Genomic DNA, 16,167 nt, shown 5'->3' on the forward strand with positions numbered 1-16,167 from the left:
GGAAGAAGTCGCGTCCCACAAGTTGCCGGGCCCCCCTCACGCGGAAAGCATTGTGGAGTGAGTGAAGACGTCGCGTATCTCCGCTTCCCCCATCTGCACGACGACTTGCTGTGCTTCGCGGCCGAGGACGACCTCTGGATCGCCCCCCTCGTCCCCGAAGGCAGCACCCCGGGCCGCGCCTGGCGGGTCACCGTCGACCGGACCCGGATCGGTCACCCCCGCTTCTCCCCGGACGGGCGCCACATCGCGTACACGACCTGGCGCAGCCTGGACCCGGAGATCCATCTGGCGCCGGTCGACGGCGGACCGGCGCGGCGGCTCGGCTACTGGGGCTCGACCGACACCCGGGTGTGCGGCTGGGACCCGGACGGCAACATCCTCGCCGTCTCCTCTCACGGCCAGCCGTTCTCGTACTTCTCCTGGGCCTACAAGGTGTCCGCGGACGGCGGCCCCGGCAAGCGCCTCCCCTGGGGCCCGGTCTCCGACATCGCGGTCGCCGACATCGACGGCTGCCATCGCACGCTGCTGCTCACCGGAAAGCCCCCGCACGAGCCCGCCGCCTGGAAGCGTTACCGGGGCGGGGCGATGGGGCGGCTCTATCTGCACGGGGAGCGGCTGCTGGCGGACATCGGCGGACATCTGGACTGCCCGATGTTCGTGGACGGGAGGATCGCGTTCCTCTCCGACCACGAGGGCGTCGGCAACCTCTACTCCTGCCTGCCCGACGGCACCGGTCTGCGCCGGCACACCGACCACGACGCCTTCTACGCCCGGCACGCCTCCAGCGACGGCAGCAGGGTCGTCTACCAGTGCGCGGGCGATCTGTGGATCGTCGAGGACCTGGGGCCCGCGGCCGAGCCGCGCAAGCTCGACGTACGGCTCGGGGGCCAGCGCGCCGGGCGGCGGATGTACCAGGTCCCGGCCGCCAGCCACGTCGACGGCCTGTCGGTCGACACGACGGGCCGGGCCAGCGCCGTCTCCGTGCGCGGCAGCCTCTACTGGCTGACCCACCGCGACGGCCCGGCCAGGACCATCGCCGACACTCCGGGCGCCCGGGTGCGCCTGCCCGAGATGCTGGGCAGCAGCAACCAGGTCGCGTACATCACCGACGCCGAGGGCGAGGACGCGATCGAGATCGCGTATCTGCCGAGGGCGAGCGGCGAGCCCCGGCCGCGGCGGCTGGCCGCGGGAGAGCTCGGGCGGGTGCTGGAGATGGAGTCGGACCCGGCGGGCGAGCGGCTCGCGATCGCCTCGCACGACGGACGGCTGCTGCTGATCACGGTCGCCGACGAGGAGGCGGTGCCCGAGGGGGCCGAGCCGCCCGAGGAACCCAGCGGCAAGGTCACCGAGCTGGTCCGCTCCGACAACGGTCCGGTCCGCGATCTCGCCTTCTCACCCGACGGTGCCTGGCTGACCTGGTCGCACCCGGGGATCGGGCGCTCGCTGCGGCTGATCAAGATGGCGCGGATCTCCGGGCCGGGGCCCCGCACGGTCGTCGACGTCACCAACGGCCGCTTCGAGGACGAGAACCCGGTCTTCACCCGCGACGGCCGCTATCTGGCCTTCCTGTCCTGGCGCGGCTTCGACCCGGTGTACGACGTGCACACCGGGGACCTGTCGTTCCCGCTGGGCTGCCGCCCCTATCTCGTACCGCTCTCGTCCGCGACCCCGTCGCCGTTCGCGCTGCTGCCCGACGGGCGGCCGGCGGCCGGGGGGCTCGATCCGGCGGAGGTCCGCACCGGCGAGGGCGCGGCGGCGGTCGAGGTGGAGGGGCTGGAGAGCCGGGTCACGCCGTTCCCGGTCTCCGCGTCCAAGTACTCGGCGCTGTATCCCGTCAGCGGCGGCGGGCTCGTCTGGCTGCGCTGGCCGATCTCGGGCGCGCTGGGCGAGACGTTCGCCAACCCCGCGGATCCCTCGCCCCGGCCGACGCTCGAGTACTTCGACATCACCAAGGCCCGCAAGACCGAACTCGTCGGCCACCTCGACTCGTTCGCGGTGAGCGGCGACGGCAGCCGGCTGGTGGTCGTGGACGACGGCGATCTGCGGGCGGTCCCGGCGACCGAGACGGGGGACGGCGACTCGACCGTCTACATCGATCTGCGCCGGATCCTGCACGAGGTGGACCCGCCGGCGGAGTGGCGGCAGGCGTACGAGGAGGCGGGGCGGCTCATCCGCGCCTACTTCTGGGACCCGGGGATGTCGGGCATCGACTGGGACGGGGTGCTGGAGCAGTACCGTCCGCTGGTCGAACGGGTCGCGTCGCCCGACGAGTTCGCCGATCTGCTCCGCGAAGTCCTGGGCGAGCTGGGCACCTCGCACGCGTACGTCACACCGGCCCGGCGCAACGAGGGCCCGCCGCACTACCAGCGGGCGATGGGCCTCCTCGGCGCCAACCTCGCGCGCCGGGAAGAGGGCTGGGTGGTCAGGCGGATCCTGCCCGGCGACTCGTCCGACTCCAAGGCCCGCTCCCCGCTGGCCGGCACGGGCATCCGCGAGGGGGCCGTCGTCACCCATGTCGACGGGCGGCCGGTGGACCCGGTGGCCGGCCCCTATCCGCTGCTGTCGGCGGCGGGCGGCACGACCGTCGAGCTGACCTTCCGCCCGCCGGACGCCGAAGGTCCGGCCCGGCGGGTCGCGATCGTGCCGCTGATCGACGAGCGGCCGCTGCGCTACCAGGACTGGGTGGCCAAGCGCCGTGACGTCGTACGGGAGATCAGCGGCGGCACGTGCGGGTACCTGCACATCCCGGACATGGGCGGCTCCGGCTGGGCGCAGTTCAACCGCGATCTGCGGGCGGAGATGTCCCTTCCCGCGCTGATCGTGGACGTACGCGGCAACGCGGGCGGGCACATCAGCGAGCTGGTCGTCGAGAAGCTGACCCGTACGATCCTCGGCTGGGACCTGACGCGCAACGCCCAGCCCGTCTCCTACGCCTCGAACGCGCCGCGCGGCCCGATCGTCGCGCTCGCCGACGAGGCGACGTCGTCGGACGGGGACATGATCACGGCGGCTTTCCGGCTGCTGGGGCTCGGGCCGGTGGTGGGCCAGCGCACCTGGGGCGGCGTCGTCGGGATGACGGGGCGGCACCGGCTCGGGGACGGCACGGTGATCACCGTGCCGATGAACGCGGCGTGGTTCGACGTGTACGGCTGGTCGGTCGAGAACCACGGCGTGGACCCGGACATCTTCGCGGAGCGCCCCCCGCTCGACTGGGCCGAGGGCAAGCGCACCGACCTCGAAACGGCGGTCCAGGTCGCCCTCGACCGCCTCGCCCAGCACCCCGCGGCGACACCTCCGGGCTACGACAAGGTCCCGGACCGCCGCCGCCCGAAGCTCCCGCCGCGGACGTAGCCGCGGGTCCCGCCGCCGACGCAGCCGCCGGCGTGGCCGAGCACCGCGCGCCCCCGGCACCCACACCCCCGCACCCACGGGGGTTCGGGCCCACGAGAGTTCGGGGCGGCGGCCCCGCAGACGAGAGCGGCCCCGCAGACGAGAGCGGCCCCGCAGACGAGAGGGGCGCACCCCGTGCACAGGGTGCGCCCCTTCGTCAGCCGGGAGCTTCGGACGTCAGGCGTCGTGGTCCCGGTCGAAGCGGTCCTCGGACTCCTGCTTCAGCCGCGACGTGTCGTCGTTCATCTCCCGCTGCGACCGGCCGCGCTCCTGCTGGGAGCGCTGCTGCTGCGGACGCTGCTGGTGCTGCTGACCCTGCTGGCGCTGCTGCTGGGAGCGCTGCGAGGCTTCTTCCTTCGCCCTGCCCGCCTTCTGCTTGCCCTGCTCCTCGAGCTGCTGCGCCTTGTTCTTGAACTGGTCCTGGATACCCATCTGGTTCACTCCTAGAAGGGTGTGAGAGGTGGGGGGCCTTTTGCCGGCCCCCCGGGCCTCGACCAGCCTGGCACGCACCGACATACCTCGCATTTCGATCAATGACGCTGCGTATGCCCGGTGCGTTCCCGCTGGTCAGCCGCGCCGCCCGCGCCCACAAGACCTGTGGCGACACCGCTGAGCCGAGGCCCGAACCGGCGCATCTCACGCTGCCCGACGGCCGCGATGGCCCCCGGCAGGGCGCCCCGCACCGACTGCATCCCGCCCAGCCACCACTGCGCGTACACATGGGCCTTGCGCCGCTCGATCCCGGCGACGATCCGGTCCACGGCGGGACCCAGCGGATATGTGCGGTTCGCCGGCCACGGCAGCCGCTGCCGCAGCTCGCGCATCACCTCGTCCTCGTCGGCTCCGCGGACCATGTCCGTGTCCGTCCAGGAGAGATAGCCGACGCCCACCTTGACGCCCTTGTACGCCACCTCCGCCCGCAGCGCGTGGGCGAACGCCTCCACACCCGACTTGGACGCGCAGTACGCCGTCATCATCGGCGCCGGGGTGATCGCGGCGAGCGAGGCGATCTGCAGGAAGTAGCCGCGGCTCGCCGTCAGCGCCGGCAGGAAGGCCCGGCAGGTGACCGCGCTGCCCACGAGGTTGACCTCGATGACCCGCCGCCACGCCCCCGGGTCGGAGTCGGCGAACGGCCCGCCGGACGCGACGCCCGCGTTGGCGACCACGATGTCGACCTTGCCGAACCGCTCCTTCACCTCCTGCGCGACCCGCGCCATCGCCTCGTGGTCGGTCACGTCCGCGTGCCAGTGGTCGCAGTCGGTGTGCAGCCGGCCCGCGACGGCCTTCAGCTCCTCGGGCTCCAGACCGACGAGCGCGATCTTCGCGCCGCGCGCGGACAGCTTGCGGGCGAGCAGCTCCCCGACCCCGCGGGCCGCTCCCGTGACGACGGCGACCTGCCCCTCCAGACTCACCTTGCTCATAGGGCCCTCTCCTCCTGCGTCAGATAGGCGTTCACGAGCGCCCGGATCCGGCCGCTGACCGCCTCGGGCGCCTCCACCGGCGTCATGTGCCCCATGCCGGTGAGCTCGTCGAGGCCCACGCACTCGGGCAGCGCCTCGGCCAGCGCGCGGGCGTGTGCGATCGGGGTGAGCCGGTCGGCGGTGCCCGCGACGACGGCGGTGGGCACCCGCAACTCCCGTACGCCCGCGTCGAGATCGAGCTCGGCGAGCACCCGCGCCCAGGCCACCCGGGCGGGCCGCGGGCAGGCGTGCACGATCCGGGCGCACTCGGCGACCTTCTCCGGCGCCGAGCCCGGCCCCATCGTCCCGTACCGCAGGATCCGCTTGGAGAGCGGAGTGACCGGGCCGAGCGGGGCAGGCGAGCCGAGGATCGAGCGGGTGATCCGGGTCCGTAGCGGCCCCGGGCGCATCGGCACCACCAGCGACTCGGCGACGAGCCGTGAACTGCCCGTGCTGCACAGCAGCGCGGCCGCGGCGTGCTCCGCGAACCCAGGCCGCGCCGCGGCCGCCATGAGCGTCATCCCGCCCATGGAGTGCCCGGCCAGCACGGCCTTCGTGCCGGGTTCGAGCGCGGTGGCGAGCACCGCCTCCAGATCGTCGGCGAGCGTCTCGGTGCTGTGCCCCGTCTTCGCGGCGGCGGGCGTACGGCCGTGGCCGCGCTGGTCGTACGCGATCACACGGTGATCGGCGGCCAGGTCCCGTATCTGGGCGGCCCAGAAGTGGGTGGAGCAGGTCCAGCCGTGGGCGAGCACGACGGCGGGCGCACCGTCGGGGCCGTGCAGCTCCACGTGGATGCGCGAGCCGTCGGCCGACACGGCGGTCAGTTCGCGGGCGGCGACGGGCGGGGCGGCCGCGCCGGCGGACCGCTTCATGAGCCGGCTCACTTGGCCTCCTCCGCGACGAGCTGCGAGGCGTCCTTGCCGGTACGGGAGGACCGGGGCGGGCGGACCACCTCGTACTCGGCGAGGTCCACATGCCGGGTCTCGCGCCGGAACTCCCCCGTCGTACCTGGCCAGATGGTGGTGTTGCGGCCGCTCGCGTCCAGGTACCAGCTGGTGCAGCCGCCCGTGTTCCACACGGTCCGCTTCATCCGCTCCTGGACCCGCCGGTTCCAGGCGCCGACGGCCGAGGGGCGGGCGCCGAGCGCGACCCGGCCTCCGAGGACGTCCAGCTGGCGCAGGTAGTCGGCCATGTAGTTCAGCTGGGACTCGATCATCAGGATCATCGAGCTGTTCCCGAGGCCCGTGTTGGGGCCGATGATCGTCATCCAGTTGGGGAATCCGGCGGCGGTCGCGCCGCGCAGCGACTCCATGCCGTCCTTCCACGCCTCGGCGAGCGTGTGCCCGTCCGCGCCCACGACCCGCTCGGCGATGGGCATGTCGGTGACGTGGAAGCCGGTGCCGAAGACGATCGCGTCCACCTCGGCCTCGGTCCCGTCGGCGGCGACGAGCGTCGAGCCCCGTATCTCCGCCAGCCCCGAGGCGACGACGTCCACATTGGGCCGCGCGAGCGCCGGGTAGTAGTCGCTGGACAGCAGGATGCGCTTGCAGCCGATGCGGTACGAGGGCGTCAGCTTCGCCCGAAGCGCAGGGTCCTTGATCGCCTTGTTCATATTGGCCCTGGCGAGCGACTCGACGAGCCCGAGCTCCTTCGGCCGCTTGGTGAAAGCACTGACCTGCAACTCCCTGATGCCCCAGAGCAGTCCGCGGCGCGCGGCCCCGGTGAACGGCAGCTGCCGGTGCAGCCAGCGCTCGGCTCCGCTGATCCGCCGGTCCATCCGCGGCATCACCCACGGCGGGGTCCGCTGGAACAGCGTCAGCCGCTCCGCCTCGGGCTGGACGGCGGGCACGATCTGGATCGCGGACGCACCGGTCCCGACCATCGCGACGCGCTTTCCGCGCAGGTCGTAGTCGTGGTCCCAGCGGGAGGAGTGGAAGACCTTGCCGGGGAAGCCGGCGAGCCCGGGGATCTCGGGGATCTTCGGGTCGGAGAGCGGCCCGGTGGCCGAGACGACGACATCGGCGGTGAGCCGGCCCTGTGAGGTCTCGATCTCCCAGCGCAGCTCGTCCGCGTCCCAGCGCATCATCGTCACTTCATGGTCGAAGCGGATGTGCGGGTGGAGCCGGAAGGTGTCGGCGACGTGCTCCAGATACGCGCGGATGTGCTCCTGGCCGGAGAAGGTGCGCGGCCAGTCGGGGTTGGGCGCGAACGAGAACGAGTAGAGGTGGGAGGGCACGTCGCAGGCGCACCCCGGATAGCTGTTGTCGCGCCACGTCCCGCCGACCGATCCGGCCCGCTCCAGGACGACGAAGTCGGTGATCCCCTCGCGGCGCAGCCGGACGGCGGCCCCGAGGCCGCCGAATCCGGATCCGATCACCGCCACTCGTACGTGCTCGTGCTGCCGGCCCATGCCGCCGCCTCCCGCCGAACGACCAATCACGCCAGCATTCACTGGCACGGTTGGCAGAGTAGGGCCTCGGCTTTGCGGGCGGTAGAGGTCGGACCCAACAAGTTACCCGCGGTACAACATAGGCTTCAGCTGTGGCAGAAGGACGCGAGTACCGCATGGAGGAGCTGGCCGAGGAGGCCGGCATCACGGTGCGCACCCTGCGCTTCTACCGCGAGCGCGGCCTGATCCCGCCACCGCGCAGGGAGGGCCGTATCGCCTGGTACGACGCCCACCACCTGGCCCGGCTGCGCACCATCGCCGCACTCCTTGAGCGCGGCCACACACTGAGTGGCATCGCCGACCTCGCCGCCGCGTTCGACAGCGGGCGGGACGTCGGCGAGGTGCTCGGCCTCGGCGAACCCACCGAGGAGACCCCGGTCCGCCTCACCCCCGAGGAACTCGCCGACTACTTCGAGGGCGAGGTCACCCCCGAGAACCTCGCCGCCGCGCTCGACCTCGGCTACCTCGCCACCGACGGCGACGAGATCGTCCACATCAGCCGCCGCCTGCTCGACGTCTCCTCCGCCCTCGTCAAGGAGGGCGTCCCCCTCGCCGCCGTCCTCGCCGCGGGCCGCGAGGTCCGCACCCACGCGGACGCCCTCGCACGGCTCTTCACCGACCTCCTCCGCGAACACGCCTCCGACGAGGAGGACATCGCCCGGCTGCGCCCGCTGGCGAAGAGTGTGGTGGACGCGGAACTGTCGATGGCGCTGGACCGCCGCCTCCGCGAACGCTAGGGAGGGTCTTCACCGTGGCGTCGTCCGCCCGCAGGGCGGGCCCGGCGACGTCTGGCGCGTGCGATCGCAAGGCGGAAGAGGGAGTCCATGCGGTGGGGGCACCTCCCGTGCCCGAAGGGCTACGGGGGCGGGAACACCTCCCAGGCGCGAGCTCAGGGGAAGGAGCGTGCCAGACGCCGCCGGGCCGACGGGACGAAGACACGGCCCAGGGCGGTTCGCCCTCGATGCGGCCCGGCGGCCCGGTGAGCGGTTCGCCCGCGGGGCGGCCGGTGAGGCGTCACCAGCCGGCCGGCAGCCACCACCGGGCCTTGTACAGGCCCCCGTTCACCAACCGGTACGCCCCGGCCGGCCGGTGCACCGTCACCTCCCGCGTCCACCATGTCTCCCCCAAGCCGCCCTCCGGCACCGTCGACGCCACCCGCCCGCCCACCGGCTCGTCACCGACCGACTTCACCCGCGCCCGGCTGATCCCCTCCGCGCCCGCGAAGTCCCGCAGGAACGCGTTGCGGCCCGGCGCGTACTGGTACACCGCCGACCCCGTGGTCACCCACAGCCGGTCCGCCCGCCCCGCGACCCGCGCCAGATCGTGCCCGTGCGGGCTCGGCAGCGGCGTCTCGAAGACCGCGGACAGAGTCGGCCGGGCCCTCGTACTGCCCGCTCTCAGCGCCACCAGCCGGTCCCCGCCGAGCGCCCACAGCACCCCGCGCCGCTCGTCCCACTGGAGCCCGTGCGCGTCGTCCAGCCGGTACGAGGCGAAGGGCCCGCCCACCGGTCCCTGCTCGGCGGCGTAGAGCCTGACCACGTCGCCGGTGCTGCCGGCCACGGCCACACGGCCGTCGGGCAGCAGCTCGATGCTGTGCGGATTGACCTCGATGCCGCCGGGCGCGAGCGCGTCGCCCCAATGGCGTCTGCCGGACGGGTACTCGACGACCGCCGCGAAGCCGAACGACGCCGTCACGAGCACATACACCCGCCCCCGGTACACGCGCACCTTCGCCTCGTCGGGGTACACCCAGCTCCTGGCCGGCTCCAGATCGGCGTAGCGCGCGTCCCCGACCGGTGAGAACGCCCACTTCACGACCGCCGGATCGGCCTCCGGGTCCCAGACCCCCCGCGCCCCGTCGAGCAGCAGGACCCGCCTGGACGCCTGGTCGGTGACGAGCAGGTCGGGCCCGCCGGGGGCAGGGGGGCCGGCGGGCGGCGGCGCCGCGCCCACGGCCAGCAGGCAGAGCGCCAGCGCCCCGACGAGCGTCCGCATGCGCGCGCTACTGCTCGAAGACCGCCGTCACCGGCGCGTGGTCGCTCCACCGCTCACCATGGCTCGCCGCCCGCTCCACGAACGCCTTCACGCACTTGCCTGCGAGCCGGGGCGTCGCCACGAGCAGGTCGATGCGCCAGCCGGTGTCGTTGTCGAAGGCGCGCCCCCGGTACGACCACCACGAGTACGGCCCCTCCTGCTCGGGATGCATCGCCCGGACGACGTCCACGTAGCCGGCGCCGGCCTCGCCGTCCTGGTACACGCGGCCGAGCCAGGCGCGCTCCTCCGGCAGGAAGCCGGAGTTCTTCCTGTTGCCCTTCCAGTTCCTGAGGTCGGACTCCTGGTGGGCGATGTTCCAGTCACCGCAGACGAGGACGTCGCGCCCGTCGGCCGCCGCCCGCGCCCTGCGGTCCTTGAGGTACGGCAGGAACGCGTCCATGAAGCGGTACTTCTCGTCCTGCCGCTCCGTCCCGACCTCGCCCGAGGGGAGGTAGAGGCTGCCCACCGTGACACCGGGCAGGTCGATCTCGACGTACCGGCCGCTCCCGTCGAACTCCGCGCTGCCGAATCCGGTCCGCACCGCGTCCGGCTCGCGCCGCGAGTAGACGGAGACGCCCGCGCGCCCCTTGGCCGCCGCGGGGACGTGGACCACGTGCCAGCCCTCGGGGTCGCGCACCTCCTCGGGCAGCTGGTGCGCCTCGGCCCGCACTTCCTGCAGGCAGACGACGTCGGCGGAGGTCTGCGCCAGCCACTCGACGAAGCCCTTCCTGGCGGCGGCACGCAGACCGTTGACATTCACGGAGGTCACAGTGAGCATCCCGGCAGAGTATCCGAGGGGCTGCCCCCGCACGCATATACGATGGTTCGCATGGATTTCCGCCCCATGCCCTTCGACCATCCCGACGCCGTCAAGCTCAACGACGAGGTGCAGCTCGAATACGCCGAGCGCTACGGCGACGAGGGTGACGCCACCCCGCTCGACCCGTCCATGTTCGTCCCGCCGCTCGGGCTCTATCTGCTCGCGTACGACCCGCTGGGCCGCCCCGTCGCCACCGGCGGCTGGCGCACCCAGGACGAGAACGACGAGGGGTACGCGAACGGCGACGCCGAGCTCAAGCGGATGTACGTCGTACCGGAGGCGCGCGGCCTCGGCCTGGCCCGGCGGATCCTGGCGGCCCTGGAGGAGGACGCCCGCGCGGCCGGCCGCACCCGGATGGTGCTGGAGACGGGCACGGCACAGCCCGAGGCGATCGCGCTGTACGCGTCGAGCGGCTACGAGCCGTGCGTGAAGTTCGGCTACTACCGGCACTACGAGACCAGCCGCTGCTTCGCGAAGCCGCTGACGTGACCGTGAAGCGCTCCTGACAAACCCCGTCGCCCGTGGCACGCTGCCTCACGCAAGCCGATCCGCACCGTTCTCGTCCCCCCACCCCTGCCCCGGCAGAAGGAGACATGCGTGAGACGCCATCGCACAGCCACAGCCGTTCTGTTAGCCGTCGGAGCTCTGCTCACCGGCGGCCTGAGCACCGCCGCCGCGGCCGTTCCCGCGCCGGTTCCGACCCACAGCGTCCCGGCCGCCGGACAGCACAAGGCGGCCGCCTTCTGGACCGCGGAGCGGATGCGCGGCGCCGTTCCGCTCGATCTGCACCTCGGCGCCGGTGAGTTGACGACCCTGAAGGCCCCGGAGCGCGGCCCGGCGACGACCACCGTCGCCCCGACCGCCCTCGCCCCGGCAGCCTCCCCGGCCACACTCTCCCCGGCCACCGTCACCCCCGCCGCCTTCCCGCAGGCGGGCGGGCCCTGGACCGGCGGCGGAGCGGTCGTGAAGACCTCGGGCCGGGTGTTCTTCACCTTCCAGGGCCGCACGGCATCCTGCTCCGGAAACGCTGTGACCAGCCAGAACGCCAGCACGGTCATCACCGCCGGGCACTGCGTCAAGTACCAGGGCAGCTGGCACACCGACTGGGTCTTCGTGCCCGCTTACGACAACGGCCAGGCCCCGTACGGCCAGTGGACCGCCTCCAAGACCCTCACCACCCCGCAGTGGGAGGCGAGCGAGGACATCAACTACGACGTCGGCGCGGCGGTCGTCGCCCCGCTGAACGGCCAGAAGCTGACGTCGGTCACCGGCGCGCAGGGCATCCAGTTCAACGGCGGCTACAACAAGCAGATGTACGCCTTCGGCTTCCCCGCCGCGTCGCCGTACGACGGCACGAAGCTGATCCACTGCAGCGGGAACAGCTCGCGGGACTTCCTGCTCTCGAACGACCACAGCCTGGGCTGCAACATGACGGGCGGCTCCAGCGGCGGACCCTGGTTCACCGGCTTCAGCGAGTCGGCCGGCACCGGTCTGCAGGTCTCGGTGAACAGCTTCGGCTACACCTTCCTGCCGAACCGGATGTTCGGCCCGTACTTCGGCGATGAGGCGAAGGCCCTGTACGACACGGCTCAGGTGTCCTGACAGCGTCCGGCGCCGTGGGCGTACGCCCCACGGCGCCGGCGCGGCACCGACAGGCCGGCGGCGCGACCGCCGGCCCGGGCGCCGACCACCGGGCAGACCCATGGGCGGTCCGGCCGATGCGCGGGCCGGTCCATGCGCGGTCCGGCGGTGGCGCACGCCCATGGACGCCGCGCGTCCGGCTCCGTGAAGATGCTCGGATGGCGACGACGCAGCACTGGGCGGACTTCCAGTACGAGATCTACCTCAACGGCATGACGGGCGCCGTGCCCCGGCTGCCCACCGATCTGACCAGGCTGGAGGAGTTGGCCGAACACCGGCTCGGGCCCGGCCCGTTCGGCTATGTCGCGGGCAGCGCGGGCAGCGGCAGCACCGCGCGCGCCAACCGCGCCGCCCTCGACCGCTGGCGGATCGTGCCGCGCATGCTGCGCGATGTGCACGAGCGCGATCTGTCGGTGGAGGTACTGGGGCGGACGATCCCCGCGCCGCTCGCCCTCGCGCCCGTCGGCGTGCTGTCGATCATGCATCCGGACGCCGAACCGGCCGCAGCGCGGGCCGCCGCGGCGCGCGGAGTGCCGTACATCCTCTCCTCGGCGTCGAGCACCCCGATGGAGCAGGTCGCCGAGGCGATGGGCGAAGGCGAGCGGTGGTTCCAGCTGTACTGGGCAAAGGACCGCGACGTCACCGAGTCCTTCCTGAACCGGGCCGAGGCGGCCGGCTACACGGCGCTGTTCGTCACCCTGGACACCCCGCTGCTGGCCTGGCGGCCCCGCGATCTCGACCAGGCGTACCTGCCCTTCCTGCACGGGGTCGGCACGGCCAACTACTTCTCCGACCCGGCCTTCCGGGCGGGCCTCGCCAAGCCCGTCCACGAGGATCCGAACGCGGCCGTGATGCACTTCGTCGGCATGTTCTCCGACCCGGCCAAGACCTGGCCGGACCTGGACTTCCTGCGCGAGCGCTGGGACGGACCGATCGTGCTCAAGGGCGTCCTGCACCCGGACGACGCCCGCCGCGCCGCCGACGCGGGCATGGACGGCGTCGTGGTCTCCAACCACGGCGGCCGCCAGGTGGCCGGTTCCGTGGCCGCGGCCGACGCGCTGCCACAGGTCGTCGAGGCCGTCGGCGACCGGCTGACCGTGCTCTTCGACAGCGGGGTGCGCACCGGCGACGACATCGTCAAGGCCCTCGCGCTCGGCGCCCGCGCGGTGCTCCTGGGCCGCCCGTACGCCTACGGCCTCGGCCTCGACGGCCAGGCGGGCGTGGACCACGTCCTACGCTGTCTGCTCGCCGAACTCGACCTGACGCTGGCGCTCTCGGGCCACGCGGGCCCGGGCTCGCTGACCGCCGACGACCTGCTGAGGAGCCCCGCATGAGCAGCCCCACCCGGAACGTCCTGGCGGTCATCTCCCCCCACGTCGGCGGCCGTTCCGCCGGAGCCGCGCTGGCGGGCCTGATCCCCGGCGCCCGGGTGACCGTCGTCGAGACGACGGACGAGGACCCGGCGGCCCTGCGCGACGCGCACGTCGTCATCACCGGCCTCGGCCCGGTGACCGCGGACCACATCGCGGCCGCCCCGGCCCTGGAGCTGATCCAGTGCGCGAGCCACGGCTACGACTACATCGACCTGGACGCGGCCCGCGCCCGCTCCGTCCCCGTCTGCACCATCGGCTCCAGCGGCGCGGAGAAGCAGAACGTCGCCGAGCAGACCTTCGCCCTCATGCTCGCCCTCGCCAAACAGCTCGTCCCGGCCCATACCGCCCTCATCGACGCCGACTGGGCGCTGCCGCGCCTCCAGCGGTCGATCACCGAACTCTCCGGCAAGACCCTCGGCGTCGTCGGCCTCGGCCACATCGGCGGGGAAGTCGCCCGCCGCGCCGTCGCGTTCGACATGACCGTCCTCTACGCGGCCCCGCGCCGCGCCCCGGAGGAGACCGAGTCCCGCCTCGGCGCCCGCCACGTCCCCCTCGACGAACTCCTGCGCACCTCCGACTACATCACCCTCCACGCCCCGCTCACCGCCTCGACCCGCCACCTCGTCGACGCCGACCGCCTCGCCCTCCTCAAGCCCACGGCCTTCCTCGTCAACACCGCCCGCGGCGCCCTCGTCGACCAGGAAGCCCTCGCCGACGCCCTCACCGCCGGCACCCTGGCCGGCGCCGGCATCGACGTCTTCGACCCCGAGCCCCCGCCCCCCACCCTGCGCCTGCTCACCGCCCCGAACGTGGTCCTGTCCCCCCACGTCGCGGGCGTCACCCGCGAGACCCTGGTCCGCATCGCACTCGCGGCGGTCCAGAACGTCACCGAGTACCTGGAGGGCAAGCCGCTGCGGGACGTCGTTCCGTAGGAACGCCCCGAGACACCCCTGGACGCGGGCAGTTCATCCAGCACCCACGGCACGACAAAGCCCCTGCCGGATTTCCCCGGCAGGGGCTTTGACCTGTTGTGGACCTGAGGGGATTTGAACCCCTGACCCCCTCGATGCGAACGAGGTGCGCTACCAGTCTGCGCCACAGGCCCTTGCAACGAGTGAAACCTTAGCATCCCGATCGGGGTGCTTGGAAATCCGTTCTCCGCTGGTCAGCGGAGGCGGGGTTTCGCAGGTCGCACCCGTCGGACCGCCCGTCGTCTCACTCGTTGGCCGCCCGGGGGCGGTCGTCGTCCGCGTACTGGTCGAAGAGCGGGGTGCGGCCGTGGTCCCGGGTGGTGCGGCGGGGCGGGGTGGTGCGCTGGCGCGGGGGTGCGGCGGGCGGGGTGGGTTCGGCCGGGGAGGAGCGGGCCGAGCTCCAGGTCTCCGGGTCCGTGACGTCGATGCCGCTGGTGGCGCGCGGGGCGACCGGGGCCGTGACGTACGTGGGGAGCGGGACCGGGACCGGGTCCCAGCTGTCGCCGCGGGCCGGGCCCGGGTCGCGCTGCTGGTCGACCCACTCCGCGTGGTCCGTCTGCTCGACCAGGGCGCGGCGGCCCGCCTCCTGCGGGGAGACCGAGGGGGCGGGCTCGGGCTCGGGGCGGGACGGCTCCGGCTCCTCGTCCTGCTTCGCGGCGGGCGCGGGCGGCCGGCGGCGCTCGCGGAGGCGCTTCGCCGCTGCCTCCGCGCGGCGCCGGTCCATGACGTACACGAAGCGGCGGCGCTCCTGCGCGCGTAGATGCGCGATGTAGACGGTCAGCAGGACCGCCGGGGCCGCGGGCGCCCAGAGCAAGCCGAGCCCGCCGACTGCGGCGACGATCGCGCCGAGTGTGAAGGCGAGGAAGAGGATCACCGTGGTGCGCCGGCGGCGCGCGAGGACCTTCGAGCGCTGGGCCCGCGCGGCGGCGGAGCCCGCCGGGCCGCTCGGGCGCGGGGCTCGCGCCGCGGGCCGGATACGGGCTTCCGTACGGGCCGGAGGCGCGGCGAAGGCCCGGACGTCGACGGAACTCAATCGGTCCGTCTCGGCATCCGGCTCGGCGTCGGCGGGCTGTTCCTCCTCGGCGGCGCGCTCCCGCAGCTCCTTGGCGTACCGGCGCTCCATTCCCGCCCGTCCGGACAGCAGCCGGATGGCGGTGCTGAAGCGTTCCGTCGGACGGGCTTCGTTGAGCTCGTCCTGCCTGCGGAGCCACATCGGCACCAAGTAGGCGGCCCAGGCCCCGACGATGACTGCATAGATGAGGCCGCTGCTGCTCACGCTTCACACCGTAGAGGGGTTCGCGCGAGGGCATCGGCCAATTGGCCCGGTGTGTCGCACGATCTGGCTGATATCACTGACTTTTTTTGTGATTCTTCGGATCGCCGGGCGATCGAGTCCCGATCAAATTCGAACAGTTATTTTATTTCTCATGTCGCGCGGGTCGTGCCTGGTGCCAGCGGCGGAGCAACCCGTCCGGGACCTCCTCGGCGGTCAGCGCGAAGACCAGATGGTCCCGCCACGCACCGTCGATGTGGAGATAGCGGGGGCGGAGTCCCTCTTCCCGGAATCCGAGTTTCTCGACGACCCTGCGGCTCGGCCCGTTCTCCGGGCGAATACAGACCTCGATGCGGTGCAGTCCGACCGTGCGGAAGCAGTGGTCGACGGCGAGGGCGACCGCCGTCGGCATCACACCGCGGCCCGCGACATCGCGGTCGACCCAGTAGCCGACATGGCCCGAGCACATCGACCCCCAGGTGATCCCGGCGACGGTGAGCTGGCCGACGAGCTCGCCCTTGAACTCGATCACGAACGGCAGCATCCGGCCGGCGTTGGCCTCGGCCCGCAGATGGCGGACCATCTGGCGGTACGTGGGGCGCTGGGCGAGCGGGCCGCCGGGCGGGGGCGGCGGGATGGTCGCCTCCCAGGGGCGCAGCCAGTCCCGGTTGCGCCGGTTCACCTCGCGCCAGATCCGCTGGTCGCGCAGCCTTATCGGGCGGAGGGTGACCTCACCGTCCGTCAGCACCACGGGCC

The 16,167-nt window shown here is 72.9% G+C and carries 14 protein-coding genes and 1 tRNA gene; 6 read left to right on the forward strand and 9 right to left on the reverse strand.

The window, feature by feature from the left end; genetic code table 11:
* Positions 1 to 57 precede the first annotated feature (57 nt).
* A complete protein-coding gene (locus KK483_RS13970) occupies positions 58 to 3,351 on the forward strand; it encodes a S41 family peptidase (RefSeq protein ID WP_262005553.1) in 3,294 nt (1,097 codons plus the stop codon).
* A gap of 216 nt (positions 3,352 to 3,567) precedes the next feature.
* Here the strand turns inward: KK483_RS13970 and KK483_RS13975 are convergent, their stop codons facing one another.
* From KK483_RS13975 to KK483_RS13990, 4 genes are all read right to left on the reverse strand, one after another.
* The gene (locus KK483_RS13975) at positions 3,568 to 3,822 is read right to left on the reverse strand and encodes a hypothetical protein (protein ID WP_262005554.1); all 255 of its coding nucleotides are present in this window, start codon (positions 3,820 to 3,822) and stop codon (positions 3,568 to 3,570) included.
* Positions 3,823 to 3,920: 98 nt separating this feature from the next.
* Positions 3,921 to 4,811 (reverse strand): SDR family oxidoreductase, encoded by an 891-nt coding sequence (locus KK483_RS13980; RefSeq protein ID WP_262005555.1) that lies wholly within the window; start codon positions 4,809 to 4,811, stop codon positions 3,921 to 3,923.
* Positions 4,808 to 5,734: an alpha/beta fold hydrolase gene (locus KK483_RS13985; protein ID WP_262005556.1), complete on the reverse strand. Its 927-nt coding sequence runs from the start codon at positions 5,732 to 5,734 to the stop codon at positions 4,808 to 4,810. Before KK483_RS13985 ends, KK483_RS13980 begins: the two co-directional genes overlap by 4 nt.
* Positions 5,731 to 7,260 carry an NAD(P)/FAD-dependent oxidoreductase gene (locus KK483_RS13990; RefSeq protein ID WP_262005557.1) on the reverse strand — a complete coding sequence of 510 codons (1,530 nt, stop codon included), beginning with the start codon at positions 7,258 to 7,260 and terminating at the stop codon, positions 5,731 to 5,733. The genes KK483_RS13985 and KK483_RS13990 overlap by 4 nt, the downstream gene beginning before the upstream one ends.
* 155 nt (positions 7,261 to 7,415) lie before the next feature.
* Here KK483_RS13990 and KK483_RS13995 point away from each other — a divergent pair, with 155 nt between their 5' ends.
* Positions 7,416 to 8,036: a MerR family transcriptional regulator gene (locus KK483_RS13995; protein ID WP_262009480.1), complete on the forward strand. Its 621-nt coding sequence runs from the start codon at positions 7,416 to 7,418 to the stop codon at positions 8,034 to 8,036.
* 277 nt (positions 8,037 to 8,313) lie between these two features.
* Here KK483_RS13995 and KK483_RS14000 read toward each other — a convergent pair whose 3' ends face one another.
* The gene (locus KK483_RS14000) at positions 8,314 to 9,294 is read right to left on the reverse strand and encodes a DUF6528 family protein (protein WP_262005558.1); all 981 of its coding nucleotides are present in this window, start codon (positions 9,292 to 9,294) and stop codon (positions 8,314 to 8,316) included.
* Between the two features lie 7 nt (positions 9,295 to 9,301).
* Positions 9,302 to 10,111 (reverse strand): exodeoxyribonuclease III, encoded by an 810-nt coding sequence (locus KK483_RS14005; protein ID WP_262005559.1) that lies wholly within the window; start codon positions 10,109 to 10,111, stop codon positions 9,302 to 9,304.
* Positions 10,112 to 10,162: 51 nt separating this feature from the next.
* On the opposite strand from KK483_RS14005, the gene KK483_RS14010 reads away from it, so the two are divergent.
* The 4 genes from KK483_RS14010 to KK483_RS14025 all read left to right on the forward strand — a co-directional run bounded on the left by KK483_RS14010 (position 10,163) and on the right by KK483_RS14025 (position 14,099).
* Positions 10,163 to 10,642: a GNAT family N-acetyltransferase gene (locus tag KK483_RS14010; protein WP_262005560.1), complete on the forward strand. Its 480-nt coding sequence runs from the start codon at positions 10,163 to 10,165 to the stop codon at positions 10,640 to 10,642.
* Between the two features lie 108 nt (positions 10,643 to 10,750).
* Complete coding sequence (locus tag KK483_RS14015; RefSeq protein WP_262005561.1) at positions 10,751 to 11,755, forward strand: serine protease; 1,005 nt, start codon at positions 10,751 to 10,753, stop codon at positions 11,753 to 11,755.
* A gap of 197 nt (positions 11,756 to 11,952) precedes the next feature.
* The gene (locus KK483_RS14020; RefSeq protein ID WP_262005562.1) at positions 11,953 to 13,128 is read left to right on the forward strand and encodes a lactate 2-monooxygenase; all 1,176 of its coding nucleotides are present in this window, start codon (positions 11,953 to 11,955) and stop codon (positions 13,126 to 13,128) included.
* The gene (locus KK483_RS14025; protein ID WP_262005563.1) at positions 13,125 to 14,099 is read left to right on the forward strand and encodes a 2-hydroxyacid dehydrogenase; all 975 of its coding nucleotides are present in this window, start codon (positions 13,125 to 13,127) and stop codon (positions 14,097 to 14,099) included. The genes KK483_RS14020 and KK483_RS14025 overlap by 4 nt, the downstream gene beginning before the upstream one ends.
* A 99-nt stretch (positions 14,100 to 14,198) precedes the next feature.
* Here KK483_RS14025 and KK483_RS14030 read toward each other — a convergent pair.
* From KK483_RS14030 to KK483_RS14040, 3 genes are all read right to left on the reverse strand, one after another.
* Positions 14,199 to 14,272: transfer RNA gene (locus KK483_RS14030), tRNA-Ala, on the reverse strand.
* A 110-nt stretch (positions 14,273 to 14,382) separates the two neighbouring features.
* Positions 14,383 to 15,414, reverse strand: coding sequence for a hypothetical protein (locus KK483_RS14035; protein ID WP_262005564.1), 1,032 nt, complete (start codon positions 15,412 to 15,414; stop codon positions 14,383 to 14,385).
* 142 nt (positions 15,415 to 15,556) lie between these two features.
* Positions 15,557 to 16,162: a GNAT family N-acetyltransferase gene (locus KK483_RS14040; RefSeq protein ID WP_262005565.1), complete on the reverse strand. Its 606-nt coding sequence runs from the start codon at positions 16,160 to 16,162 to the stop codon at positions 15,557 to 15,559.
* Positions 16,163 to 16,167: the final 5 nt, after the last annotated feature.

This window comes from Streptomyces sp. FIT100, assembly GCF_024584805.1.
Taxonomy (GTDB): Bacteria; Actinomycetota; Actinomycetes; order Streptomycetales; family Streptomycetaceae; genus Streptomyces.

What these genes read in the sequence shown, in the direction of transcription:
- KK483_RS13975 (WP_262005554.1), bottom strand. Translation starts at nt 3,822, where the DNA reads ATGGGTATCCAGGACCAGTTCAAGAACAAGGCGCAGCAGCTCGAGGAG.
- KK483_RS13980 (WP_262005555.1), bottom strand. Translation starts at nt 4,811, where the DNA reads ATGAGCAAGGTGAGTCTGGAGGGGCAGGTCGCCGTCGTCACGGGAGCG.
- KK483_RS13990 (WP_262005557.1), bottom strand. Translation starts at nt 7,260, where the DNA reads ATGGGCCGGCAGCACGAGCACGTACGAGTGGCGGTGATCGGATCCGGA.
- KK483_RS13995 (WP_262009480.1), top strand. Translation starts at nt 7,416, where the DNA reads ATGGAGGAGCTGGCCGAGGAGGCCGGCATCACGGTGCGCACCCTGCGC.
- KK483_RS14000 (WP_262005558.1), bottom strand. Translation starts at nt 9,294, where the DNA reads ATGCGGACGCTCGTCGGGGCGCTGGCGCTCTGCCTGCTGGCCGTGGGC.
- KK483_RS14005 (WP_262005559.1), bottom strand. Translation starts at nt 10,111, where the DNA reads ATGCTCACTGTGACCTCCGTGAATGTCAACGGTCTGCGTGCCGCCGCC.
- KK483_RS14010 (WP_262005560.1), top strand. Translation starts at nt 10,163, where the DNA reads ATGGATTTCCGCCCCATGCCCTTCGACCATCCCGACGCCGTCAAGCTC.
- KK483_RS14020 (WP_262005562.1), top strand. Translation starts at nt 11,953, where the DNA reads ATGGCGACGACGCAGCACTGGGCGGACTTCCAGTACGAGATCTACCTC.
- KK483_RS14025 (WP_262005563.1), top strand. Translation starts at nt 13,125, where the DNA reads ATGAGCAGCCCCACCCGGAACGTCCTGGCGGTCATCTCCCCCCACGTC.